At 68.3% G+C, this 11,779-nt stretch carries 11 protein-coding genes; 6 read left to right on the top strand and 5 right to left on the bottom strand.

Annotation, left to right across the window (positions count from 1 at the left end):
* The first annotated feature begins 141 nt into the window (after nucleotides 1–141).
* The 3 genes from AC07WJ_RS16845 to phaZ all read left to right on the top strand — a co-directional run bounded on the left by AC07WJ_RS16845 (nucleotide 142) and on the right by phaZ (nucleotide 1,902).
* Nucleotides 142–459, top strand: coding sequence for a plasmid stabilization protein (locus AC07WJ_RS16845; RefSeq protein WP_494935769.1), 318 nt, complete (start codon nucleotides 142–144; stop codon nucleotides 457–459).
* Nucleotides 460–651: 192 nt separating this feature from the next.
* Nucleotides 652–936: a hypothetical protein gene (locus AC07WJ_RS16840; protein ID WP_494935768.1), complete on the top strand. Its 285-nt coding sequence runs from the start codon at nucleotides 652–654 to the stop codon at nucleotides 934–936.
* An 18-nt stretch (nucleotides 937–954) separates the two neighbouring features.
* Nucleotides 955–1,902 carry a poly(3-hydroxyalkanoate) depolymerase gene (gene phaZ / locus AC07WJ_RS16835; protein ID WP_494935767.1) on the top strand — a complete coding sequence of 316 codons (948 nt, stop codon included), beginning with the start codon at nucleotides 955–957 and terminating at the stop codon, nucleotides 1,900–1,902.
* Between the two features lie 68 nt (nucleotides 1,903–1,970).
* Here the strand turns inward: phaZ and AC07WJ_RS16830 are convergent, their stop codons facing one another.
* The 3 genes from AC07WJ_RS16830 to AC07WJ_RS16820 form a co-directional block, all read right to left on the bottom strand.
* Entirely contained in the window at nucleotides 1,971–2,273 is a 303-nt protein-coding gene (locus AC07WJ_RS16830) for a hypothetical protein (RefSeq protein WP_494935766.1), read from the bottom strand.
* 32 nt (nucleotides 2,274–2,305) lie between these two features.
* Entirely contained in the window at nucleotides 2,306–4,822 is a 2,517-nt protein-coding gene (gene ligD, locus AC07WJ_RS16825; RefSeq protein WP_494935765.1) for a DNA ligase D, read from the bottom strand.
* A gap of 72 nt (nucleotides 4,823–4,894) precedes the next feature.
* Nucleotides 4,895–5,881, bottom strand: a complete 987-nt coding sequence (locus AC07WJ_RS16820; RefSeq protein ID WP_494935764.1) for a PAS domain S-box protein — start codon at nucleotides 5,879–5,881, stop codon at nucleotides 4,895–4,897.
* Between the two features lie 227 nt (nucleotides 5,882–6,108).
* Between AC07WJ_RS16820 and AC07WJ_RS16815 the strand changes: the two genes are divergently transcribed.
* On the top strand, nucleotides 6,109–6,855 hold the full coding sequence (locus tag AC07WJ_RS16815; RefSeq protein WP_494935763.1) for a WYL domain-containing protein: 747 nt from the start codon (nucleotides 6,109–6,111) through the stop codon (nucleotides 6,853–6,855).
* 243 nt (nucleotides 6,856–7,098) lie between these two features.
* Here the strand turns inward: AC07WJ_RS16815 and AC07WJ_RS16810 are convergent, their stop codons facing one another.
* Together AC07WJ_RS16810 and AC07WJ_RS16805 are read right to left on the bottom strand one after the other, a co-directional pair.
* Nucleotides 7,099–7,299, bottom strand: coding sequence for a hypothetical protein (locus tag AC07WJ_RS16810; protein ID WP_494935762.1), 201 nt, complete (start codon nucleotides 7,297–7,299; stop codon nucleotides 7,099–7,101).
* A gap of 105 nt (nucleotides 7,300–7,404) precedes the next feature.
* Nucleotides 7,405–8,022: a hypothetical protein gene (locus AC07WJ_RS16805; protein WP_494935761.1), complete on the bottom strand. Its 618-nt coding sequence runs from the start codon at nucleotides 8,020–8,022 to the stop codon at nucleotides 7,405–7,407.
* 324 nt (nucleotides 8,023–8,346) lie between these two features.
* Here AC07WJ_RS16805 and AC07WJ_RS16800 point away from each other — a divergent pair, with 324 nt between their 5' ends.
* Nucleotides 8,347–9,462, top strand: a complete 1,116-nt coding sequence (locus tag AC07WJ_RS16800) for a glycosyltransferase family 4 protein (RefSeq protein WP_494935760.1) — start codon at nucleotides 8,347–8,349, stop codon at nucleotides 9,460–9,462.
* 89 nt (nucleotides 9,463–9,551) lie between these two features.
* Nucleotides 9,552–11,768, top strand: a complete 2,217-nt coding sequence (locus AC07WJ_RS16795; protein ID WP_494935759.1) for an amylo-alpha-1,6-glucosidase — start codon at nucleotides 9,552–9,554, stop codon at nucleotides 11,766–11,768.
* The last annotated feature ends 11 nt before the right edge of the window (nucleotides 11,769–11,779 follow it).

Raw genomic sequence — 11,779 nt, 5'->3', positions numbered from 1 at the left:
TTGTTGTTTCCCCCCCCCCCCCCCCCCCCCCGCCGCGGCGCGGACGCCGCGTCGCCGTGGGAACCGCGATCGCGCCGCCCATGGAACAGTTGAGGGACGGCGCCGTTTCACAAGGACAATCCGGCATCGAAGGAGGCATCCATGCCCCGCGGCGACAAGTCCAAATATACCGACAAGCAGGAGCGCAAGGCCGACCATATCGCCGACAGTTACGAGCAGCGCGGCGTGCCGGAAAAGGAGGCCGAGCGGCGTGCCTGGGCGACCGTCAACAAGGATGACGGCGGCGGCAAGAAGCCGGGCGGCTCCGGGCGCGGCCAGGACACCGGCCACCCCGCCGCGCACAAGGGTGGGCGCAAGGGCGGCGCGTCCGCCGCGTCGCGCCCGGCCGCGGACCGTTCCGCCTCGGCGAAGAAGGCGGCCGCCACCCGCAAGCGCAACGCCGAGCATCGGGCGCACTGAGAAGAGCAGCTCCGCGCGCAGCCCCCGCCCCGCGCAGCCTCCCTTCGCGGGGTGCTTGCGCGGGAATGGCGCGCCACAAGACAGCCGGCTAAGTATTACCACCGAGGCCCGATCCGTCATCGGTCCCAAGCCACCGAGACCGGAACCCAAGCCGCCGGGTCGACGTTTCCTTCAGGCAAAAGGAGGTGCGTCATGGCCCAGCAAACCAGCCACGGAACCGATCGCGGTGTTCTGACCGAGCCCGACAGAGACGGGCACGCGAGCGCCGAGCCCCATCGTGAAGGCGGCAAGCTCGTCGAGCCCGACACCATCCGCCAGCCACCGCTGGAAAGCGCCCCGGGACCTCAGGTCATCACGGCAGACACCGCGCGCCAGGCGCCTTCGGGATTTCCCGTGCTCTACGTGCTGGTGATCAGCGTCGCCGCGGCCGTCCTGGCGCTCGGCCTCTACACGATCTTCTGGACCCGCACGCTCTGAGACGACGGAGCCATCGTCATGAAACGGCACGACCAGCAGGTGTCGGGCGCCGGCGGATCGCCGAATGCCAGCGCCGCGGCGGACATCACCATCGGCATGCACGAGGTCAACGGCCAGCCGATCCGCGTGGCGATCAGCCGGACAGCCAGCCGGCGCCCGCCGCTGCTGATGTTCAACGGCATCGGCGCCAGCGTCGAAATGGCCTCGCCATTGCTGAGGGAATTGCGCGGCACCGACGCCGTGATCTTCGACATCCCCGGCATCGGCGGCTCGCCGGCACCGGCGAAACCCTACCGGATGAGCTGCATCGCAAGGCTCGGCCACGACCTGATGCGCCAGCTCGGCCATGCCCGATTCGACGTCGCCGGCGTCTCCTGGGGCGGCGCGCTGGCCCAGCAATTCGCCCATCAATATCCGCGAGCCTGCCGAAAGCTGATCCTGGCCGCGACCGCCACCGGCGCGCTGATGGTGCCCGGCAATCTCTGGGTCCTGGCCAAGCTGTTCAGCCCGCGCCGCTATTCCGATCAGGGCTATCTGCGATCCGTCGCCGGCAGGCTCTATGGCGGAGCGTTCCGCCGCGATGCCGATCTGATCAATACCTATGCCGCGCAAATGGGCGGCACCGAGGGCGCCGGCTATGCCCTGCAGCTGCGTGCGATCCTGGCATGGACCAGCCTTTTCTGGCTGCGGCAGTTGCGCCAGCCGACGCTGGTCATGGCCGGAACCGACGATCCGCTGGTGCCGGCGGCCAACGCCTGGCTGATGGCCAGGCTGATACCGCGCGCCCGCCTGCAACTGATCGCCGACGGCCACCTGTTCCTGGTCACCGAGCCACGCTGGTCGGCCGCGACCATCGAGAGTTTCCTCGACGAGACCGAGGAGGCAGGCTTGCCGGGCCTGAGCGACGCCGGCCCGAGAACCGGCGAATTGGCATCGGCACCGGCGAACCGGCCGCCGAACCTCTGAAAAAGTGGTGGAATGTCGCGCGCCGGCGGCCCGCTGCCATCGGCCTGTTGTGACGCGGCCTCTTCAGCTCAGGCCGCAAGCGACCGCTCGCGGTAGAGCATACGCCTTGCCTCTGCCCGATAGGCCTCTCGCGCCACTTCCGACAGGTCGGCCCAGGTCACATTGGTCAGGCATTCCCGCAGGAACAGCTTCTTGGCCAATCGTTCAACGTCCGCCAACGCAAACATCTGAAATTCACCTTTCATGCTTCCGGCGGCGATCGCACCATCCGCAATCACCGCCTTCGGCGGGTCAACGCCCGAACGGTCGCGAGGTTCCACCGGCCGACGGTCAATCAGATTCGAATGATCGATTTTTTGCAGGCCGCGCATTTCGCACCGCCTGCCGTGTCCCTCGGTGCCGGTCAGCCCTTGCCGGGCCGCAATGGCCTGGCCTCGGCACGGAAATCGTTCCACGGGTCGGTTTTCAGCAGCGCCGTCAACGCCTCCGATCCCACGGCATAATCGGCCGGGCCGATGCCCGCCTCCACCGCCTGCCAGGATACCGGCATGGCGACGGTCGCGCCCGGGCGGGCCCTGGTGGAATAAGGCGCGACCGCCGTCGCGCCACGGCCGTTGCGCAGGTAGTCGATGAAGATCTTGCCCTTGCGGGCGCTCTTGGCCAGCGTCGCCGTATAGGCCTTCGGTTCGGCCTGGGCGAGGGCCCGGGCGAAATCATGCGCGAAGGTCTTGATTTCCGGCCATTCGGCTTGCGGCTCGAGTGGCACCACCACATGAAAGCCCTTGCCGCCCGAGGTCTTGGCGAAGCTTGCGAAACCGAGCTCGGCGAGCCGGTCGCGCACGGTCAGGGCGGCCTCGCGCACCCGCTCCATGACGACACCGGGGTCGGGGTCCAGGTCGAAAATGACCTGATCCGGCCTTTCCAGCGTCGCGATGGTCGAGCCCCAGACATGGATCTCGACGACCCCGAGCTGGACCAGGGCGGCCAGCCCGTCGAAGTCCCCGATCGAGAGCAGCTCTTCGCCGTCCTGGGGGTCCTTCAGCGTGGCGATGGCGCTGTCCATGCCCGCCGAGCCGTGCTTCTGGAAGAAGGTCGGCTTGCCGACGCCATTGGGCGCGCGCAGCAGGCTGAGCGGCCGGCCGACGACATGCGGCTGCATATGCGGCCAGACCAACTGGTAGTGGGCCAGCAACCCGCTCTTGGTCAGCCCGGTATCCGGCCACAGCACCTTGGCCGGATGGCTCAGCGTGACACGGGTCGCCGGCGACGGGCCGGCCTTCGCCGGCTTGCCTTTGCCGCCGCGCGATGCGGCGCCTGCCTGCGGTTGCGCCTGTTCCATGACCACCTCCCTGGCGGGCTTGTCTTCGCGCAGGCCCTTGAACGAGGCCTGGCGCAACAGCTTGTCGGCCGTCCAGCTCCGGAACTCCACCTCGGCGGTCCGTTCCGGCTTGACCCAGACGATCCCCTTTTCGCGTGCCGCCGCGCCGGCAAAGGCCGACCCAGGCGCCCGCAGCCGATCCAGGCGCGCCCTGAGATCGGCCATCGACCGCCTGTCGAAACCGGTGCCGACCCGGCCGGCGGGTTTCAGCTCTCCCGCCGCGTAATAGCCGACGAGCAGCGAACTCAAGCCCCGCCCCGCGACCTTCGAGGGGACGTAGCCGGCGATGACGAATTCCTGGCTCAGCGTGCATTTCGACTTGACCCAATCGCCGCCGCGACCGCTGCGATAGGCCGCATCGGCGCGCTTGGAGATCACGCCTTCGAGCCCGAGCCGGCAAGCATGTTTCAGCATGATCCGGCCCGGCTCGGCGAAATGCTCGCTGTAGCGCAAGCTGCCGCCGTCCGCATGGGCCAGCAGGTCGTCCAGCCGTTGCTTGCGCGCCAGCAGCGGATCGGGCCGGAGGTCGCGTCCGTCGAGATGCAGGAGATCGAAGGCCAGATAGATGAAACCGTCGTCGCGTCCGGCCGACAGGGCCTGTTGCAGCGCGGCGAAGGACGAAATGCCGGCATCGTTCATGACCACGATCTCGCCGTCGAGCAGCGCGGTGTCGCATGGCAAGGCCGCCAGCGCCCGTGGCAGCGACCGCCCGAACCTGACGGTCCAGTCGAGACCGGTGCGGGTCAGCAGTCTCACCTGGCCATGGTCGATGCGCGCCTCGACGCGATAGCCGTCGAATTTCACCTCGTGCAGCCAGCCGGCGCCCTCGCCCGGCGCCGGCCTCAACATGGCCAGGCAAGGCGCGACGAAATCCGGCAGGGCATGGCCGGGCGCGGGCTTGCCCGCACCGGCCTTGCCGGCCCCGCGCTGACCCGCCCTGCCCTTGCCCTTGCCTGCCGACGCGATCTTGCCGGCCGCGACGGCCTCGACCGTCAGCCCGGATTTCACCGAGGCGGGCTCCGCCTCCAGGATATCGCCGTCATCCCGCGCGGCCGCATCCTGCGCTTTGATCAGCAGCCAGTTGTCGCGCGCCTCACGCCCTCGCGGCTTGAGCCGGACGAGATGCCAGCCGCCTTTCAGCTTGTGTCCCTCCAGGGTGAACGACAGGTGCCCCTTGGCCAAGCCCTTGGCCGGGTCGCCTTCCGGCAGCCAGCGGCCGTCGTCCCAGACGATCACGGCCCCGGCGCCATAGTTCCCCTCGGGGATGGTGCCTTCGAAATCGCGGTAGTCGAGCGGATGGTCCTCGACATGGACGGCGAGCCGCTTTTCGCCCGGGTCGAGGCTCGGGCCGCGGGTGACGGCCCAGCTCCACAGCACCCCGTCATGTTCGAGGCGCAGGTCGTAGTGCAGCCGGCGCGCGGCGTGCTTATGAACGACGAAGGCACCGCCCTGGCCCCTCGCCGCGCCCGGCCGGGCTTTGCCGGCAGGCTCGCGTGTGCGGCTGAAATCGCGCTTGGCGCGATAGAGGTCGAGCCCGTGCATGTGCCTGTCCTCCCCTGGCGCTCGCCAGCCCCGTCCGGTCCTCCGCCGCCGCGCCGTGCCGCGGCACGCGCCTCACCCGGCCAGCACCATGCCGAGCGGCGCCTCGAGCGACCATTCGACACCAGTTGGCTCATAGTGCATCGCGGCCCGCGCCTGCAGCGAGGCCTCGGTCATGCGCACCAGCACGAGATGACCGAAGCCGAGCTCCTCCGGCGCGCGGACCGGCGGCCCTCCGGCCTCGGTCCAGACCAGAACGAAACGATTCGTTTCATCACGAATGCCCCACCGCAGGCGGACGCTTCCATGCCGCGTCGACAAGGCGCCGAACTTCAGCGCATTGGTCGAGAGTTCATGCAATGCCATGCCCAAGGCCTGGGCGCTGGCCGGCGACAGAATCAGCGGCGGACCCTCGATGTCGATCTGCGGCGCGGCCGGGTCATTGGCGTGGCCGAGCTGGCTGCGTGCCAGCGCCGAGATCTCGACGCCACTCCAATTGTTGTCGAACAGCAGATCCTGGCTTGCCGCCATGGACTGCAGGCGGCCCGACAAGGTGCTGGCGAAGGCGTCGACGGACTGGGTCCTGACCGTCTGGCGGACGATCGCCTCGACGATGGCCAGCATGTTCTTGGAGCGATGGGCCACTTCGCGCATCAGCATGTCGCGTATCGCCTCAGCCTTGCGCGCCTGGCTGATGTCCCTGGCGATCTTCGACGCCCCGACGATCACGCCGTCGCGGCCGACGATCGGCGAGATCGTCACCGACACCGGCACCTCGGAGCCATCCTTCCGCATCCGCATGCTGGTGAAGGTGTCGACCCGCCGGCCCGCCCGGATGCTGTCCAGGATGGCCTGTTCTTCGCCCTGCCGATCCGGCGGAATGAGCCGCATGATCGGACCGCCGATCATATCCTCGGCCGAATAGCCGAAAATCCGCTCGGCCGCCCGGTTCCAGGACGTGACGATGCCGTTCAGGTCCTTGCTGACGATGCCGTCATCGGTCGAATCGACAATCGAGGCGAGCAGCGCCTGATAGTCCAGTCCCGCTTGGGTTTGCGCCATGCCTGCCCCACTTCACGTCGATGAACCGGATCCGCAGGCGAATGCGCCGCCGGCACGGTCTGCCCCGGAAGCCGGGACTTACTATGATACTCTCGGAATAGCACCGAAGTTCCAACGGCTTCCTCACGTGATCGCCGGTGTAATGCTATCGCGCCGTGACGACATCGCGAACGGCACCCCGTCGTCCAGGCTCGACGAGCGCGCCGGCGGCAGCGACAATGGTCGTCATGGCCACCGGCCCGACCACGTCTCCATCGCAATCACGCCCCTCCGCGACGCCCGGCGCCGCATTGCCGGCGATCGCCGCCGGCCGATCCTTCATCATCGAGTATGAAGATGCCGCCGGCCGGTCGCAGCTTCGGCCCGTCACGGTCTGGTCGGTCAGGACCGGCAAGGACGGGGTTCCGATCCTGATCGCCCGGAGCCACGACCGCCAGGCGCTCCGCTCGTTCCGGCTCGACCGGATCAAGGCGGTGGCCGATGTCGACGGCGTGGTCCAGGAGCCGCTGAGCGACTTCTACCGGGAGGTTCTCGGCCTCGCCTGGCCAGTCCCCGACCATGTAGCGGCTGATCGGCCCGACGCCGATCGCCGGGGGCTGATCCGCAAGGTGGCGGGTGAAGGCGGCCTGGTTCTTCTGGCGGCCATGGCGGGCGCCGACAACGACGTTGCCGTCGAGGAGATCGAGGTGATCCTCGATCACGTGCTTCGCTACTGCGCGGCCCAGGGGCTCGTGCCGACCGAGGACGACAGCCGGAGACTGCGCCGGTCGATCGCCCGCATGCGGCCGTCGCCGGAGGCCGTCGACGCGGCCCTCGCCATGCTCGCCGACGCCGATCGCGCCACCATCGAAGCCGTGCTGAGCGCCTGCCTGAAGGTTTGCGACGCCGACGGCTTCCGGCACCACCGCGAAATGACCCTGCTCGACCGATTCACTTTCAGCCTGACCGGCAAACGGTTGCTCGATCCTGCATAGCCGCGCCTTCGCATCCGTTCGCTCCGGTCATCCCGATGTTCGGGCGGCGCGAAAAAAGCACCTCCCCCGTGGAACCTGTCCCGCCCCGTCGCGTTGGGCGGAAAGTCGGCGGCAGCCGTCGGCGCGGTCCTCGAGGGAGGCGTTCATGGGCGTGCTGGATCACCTGTCGGTTGCGATCATGATCGGCCTCGGCTTCCTGACCGGCGTCTTCGTCGCCGCCCAGCGCCTGGTGTTCTAGCGCGCTCAGCGCTGCGCGCCGGCCGCCTCGGCGGAGATCGCGATCACATTGGCCTCGAAGATGACGATCGCTCGAAAGCCGTTGGTCAGCGGCTCTTCGGTCGCGACATAGCCCTGTTCGACCAGCTCGGCGGCGAGATCCGTGAGATCGCGGGCATCCCGCACCAGGATCGTTCCGGAGATCGTCTGGACGGCATAGTTGGACATGGCCTGCTCCTCGCGCGGCGCAAACGCCCGGGCCGGGCGCGTCGCCGCCTTGGTCTCATGCCAACCCGCCACCCGGATCATGGTTCCGATGTCCGGCGGCCACGCTCACGGCTCGCTCGCTTCGATCGGCATCGTATCGAGCGCCGCCCCTTCGTCGGTCTCGCCCGGCCTGCGCACGGGCTTGGCGGCGATGACCTCGGCGATGGCCAGCCTCCGATAGAGATTGCGCGACCGGCGTACCGGCCACCAGTCGTAGAACAGGATCTGCGCCGGCCGCCAATTCGCGACCCAGCCGAACACCGAAATGCCGTCGCGGATGCCCTCGCGCCAGCCATCGCGGATCGGCGCCTCGTCGACAAGGCGCGACAGGGCGGTACAGCACGCCAGGACGACCAGTCCGATGGCCAGCGAGATCAAGCCGGTGCGGATCAGCTTGCGCAAATTCTGCGCTTCGGTCGCGGCGGCGCGCTTGAAGTGGACCCTGAGCACCGTACGCAGCTTGGCGACGGCGCGGCGGTCGGCAGCCTCGCCGCGCAGGCCGAGCGCAATGACGAAGCGGTTGCGGCGGGGAGCATACCATGCCTCGGAGGCGATATATTGGGCGGCCGTCGCATTGAGGCTGAACTCGTGAAAGGGCGACGGATCGAAGGTCGAAAACAGCTGGTCGACGTCATGCACGTCGAGCGCGATACGCGTGACCCCATCGTCCGGTCCTGATTGCATGGCCTGGCACCCGCGGGTTTTCTGGCGACGACGGGACGCCGGCAGCGATCCAAAACGAACAACGATGCGGCCAGCCCCTGGTTCCGCACCGACGGTCCCGGCCGCACGCCGGATGACGGGAACAGATCGGCGCCTGGCAGGTTGAACCTGTTGTGAATGCCGAAGCCCCGGCTGCTCGCGATGATCAAAGATTTCCCGATCGGCAAAGCTGAGCCATAGCTCCGCCGCTTTTTGGGGATGCCGTATCGTCCCTCGAAACGGCACCGCCGGATCCGACCGGCACCTTGACTGTCGAAGCCTTGCTCCCGTCAGGAGGTCATGCCGATGAAGATCGCCCAGATTGCCCCGCTCTGCGAGCGGGTGCCGCCACGCCTCTATGGTGGGACGGAACGTATCGTTTCCTATTTGACGGAGGAGCTGGTTCGCCAGGGTCACGACGTCACCCTGTTCGCCAGCGGCGATTCCCTCACCGCGGCGCATCTGGTCCGCTGCACCGACATGGCCCTGCGGTTGAACCCCTCGGTCAAGGATTACCTGCCCTATCACGTCGTCATGCTGGACGAGGTGGCTCGCCGCGCCGACGAGTTCGACGTGCTGCATTTTCACATCGACATGCTGCAGTTTCCGATGCTGCGCCGCGGCCTGGCCGACCGGGCCGTGACGACTTTGCACGGCCGGCTCGACCTTCCCGACATGATACCGTTCTATGCAGCCTTTCCCGAGGTGCCGCTGGTGTCGATCTCCCAGCACCAGCGGGAGCCGATGCCACAGGGCCTCAACTGGGCCGGCAATGTGCATCACGGCCTGCCGCCCGACCTGCTGACGTTCACGCCCCGCCCGGCCGGCGACTATCTCGCCTTCCTCGGCCGCATCTCACCCGAGAAGCGGCCCGACCGGGCGATCGAGATCGCGCTTGCCGCCGGCGTGCCGCTGAAGATCGCCGCCAAGATCGACAAGGTCGACCAAGTCTACTGGGAGACCGTGATCGAACCGATGGTCAAGGGGCATCCCAGCATCGATTTCATCGGCGAGATCGCCGAGCACGAAAAATCCGAGTTCCTCGGCAATGCGCGTGCCCTGCTGTTCCCGATCGACTGGCCGGAACCGTTCGGGCTGGTGATGATCGAAGCCATGGCCTGCGGCACGCCGACGATCGCCTTCCGTGCCGGCTCGGTGCCGGAGGTGATCGATCATGGCCGCTCCGGCTTCATCGTCGACACCATTGTCGAGGCCACCGAGGCGGTTGGCCGGGCGGGCGCGCTGAGCCGCGCCGGCGTGCGTGCGGTCTTCGAGGAGCGCTTCACCACGACGCGCATGGCCATGGACTATGTGGAGATCTATCGGGCCCTGCCCGGCGTTCGCGCCGAGGCGGCCCGCTTTCGCTACCGCAGCGGCGAGGCCGCGGGCCTGCACCTGGTCGCCTCGGCCTCGCCCGCCTGACGCCGCAACCATCGGCGCGCGGACCACCCGCGCGTTGAAACAGCGTTGCGATCGGCAACACGCATGCCCGTGCAGAAAGGTCGAAGCCGATGCCGACAATAAGCGCCGAAGCCGTCCCGCACGCACCGGCACCGGCGGGCGGAGCGCACCAGCAGCTGGCGCAGTTCTTCATTCCCGCGGCCACGTCCCTGCAGGAGCGCCAGCCCCGCACGCTCAAGCATGGCGATACCTTCGCCGTATTCGACCACAATGGCGACGCGCTGGCCGGCCCCGGCAGTCCCGAAGGGCTCTACCATCGGGACACCCGCTATCTGTCGCACCTCTACCTGACCACCGGCGGCGCCCGGCCGATGCTGCTGTCCTCGACGCTGCGCGACGACAACGCGGCGCTGACCTGCGACCTGACCAATCCGGATCTGTTCGACGCAGCGGGCGGCCTGATCCTCGACCATGATCTCGTGCATATCAGGCGCTCGCGCTTTCTGTGGGAGGCCGCCTGTTTCGAGCGGCTGGCGGTCAGGAATTTCGACACCGTGCCGCGCACCGTCAGGCTGACGCTGGCCTTCGCCGCCGATTTCGCCGATCTGTTCGAGGTCCGTGGCACGAAGCGCGCCAGCCGCGGCGAGCATCATCCGCCGCAGGTCCACGGGGATGGCGTGACGCTCACCTATACCGGGCTCGACGCGCGCCGCCGCAGCACCCGCCTGCGGTTCGAACCGGCGCCGAACCAGATCAGCGCCGAGGTCGCGCTGTTCGATATCACGCTCGCGCCCGGCGAACTCAGGCCGCTGTTCATCGAGATCCGCTGCGACCCGGCCCAGACGCTGCCGCCGACGCGACGCGCCTTCTTCCTGGCCTTGCGCGACTCGCGCCGGGCCCTGCGGGTATCGTCGTCGCGCGCGGCGTCGATCTCCACCTCCAACGAGATCTTCAACGAAGCGGCGCGGCGCAGCGTTTCCGACCTCTACATGCTGGTCACCGACACGCCGCAGGGCCCCTACCCCTACGCCGGCATCCCCTGGTTTTCGACGGCCTTCGGCCGCGACGCGCTGATCACCGCGCTGCAGACGCTCTGGCTCGACCCGGCGATCGCGCATGGCGTGCTCCGCTATCTGGCCGCCAACCAGGCCACCGCCATAGACCCTGCCGCCGATGCCGAGCCGGGCAAGATCCTGCATGAGATGCGCCAGGGCGAAATGGCCGAGCTCGGCGAGGTGCCGTTTCGCCGCTATTACGGCAGTATCGATTCCACCCCGCTCTTCGTTCTGCTGGCCGGCGCCTATCTCCGGCGGACCGGGGACCAGGACACGATCCGCGCCCTGTGGCCGAACCTGGAGGCGGCGCTCGCCTGGATCGACAACCACGGCGATGTCGACGGCGACGGCTTCGTCGAATATGCGCGCCGGACCGCCGACGGCCTGATCAACCAGGGCTGGAAAGACAGCCACGACAGTATTTTCCACGCCGACGGCCAACTCGCCCGCGGGCCGATCGCGCTCGCCGAGGTGCAGGCCTATGTCTTCGGCGCCTGGATCGCCGCCGCCGAAATCGTTTCGACGCTCGGCCATGCCGGGCTGGCGGTCGATTTCGCGGCGAAGGCCGAGCGATTGCGCAGGCATTTCGACGCGGCATTTTTCGATGCGGCGCTCGGCACCTATGTGCTGGCGCTCGACGGCGACAAGCGGCCCTGCCGGGTGCGTGCGTCGAATGCCGGCCATGTCCTGTTCACCGGCCTGGCCCTGCCCGAGCGCGCCGCGGCGGTGGTCGGCACCTTGATGGCCAAGCCCTCGTTCTCCGGATGGGGCGTGCGCACCCTGGCCGCGACCGAGGCCCGCTACAACCCGATGAGCTATCACAACGGTTCGGTCTGGCCCCATGACAACGCGCTGATCGCCGCGGGCTTCGCCCGCTACGGCTTCCGGCGCGAGGCCGCGCGCATCTTCGAAGGCCTCTACGCCGCCTCGATCTATATCGATCTCCACCGCCTGCCGGAGCTGTTCTGCGGCTTCCCGCGCCAGCGCAGCCACGGGCCGACCTTCTATCCGGTCGCCTGCTCGCCGCAGGCCTGGGCGGCGGCGACGCCATTGTCGCTGGTGCAGTCCTGTCTCGGTCTCGGCTTCGACACGCGCGAAGGCCAGGTCACCTTCGACCGGCCGGTCATGCCCGACTTTCTCAACGAAATCACGCTGCGCGGCGTCGCCATCAACGGCGGCTCGATCGATGTCTCGCTGCGCCGCACGGGCACCGAGGTCGTCGCCAATGTGCTGGCGCGACGCGGTCACGTCCGTGTCGTCACCATGAGCTAAGCTGGCTCTGA

The organism is Phreatobacter sp. GW821-FHT04C01 (assembly GCF_059420385.1).
This window is presented reverse-complemented; position numbering and strand designations above follow the sequence as displayed.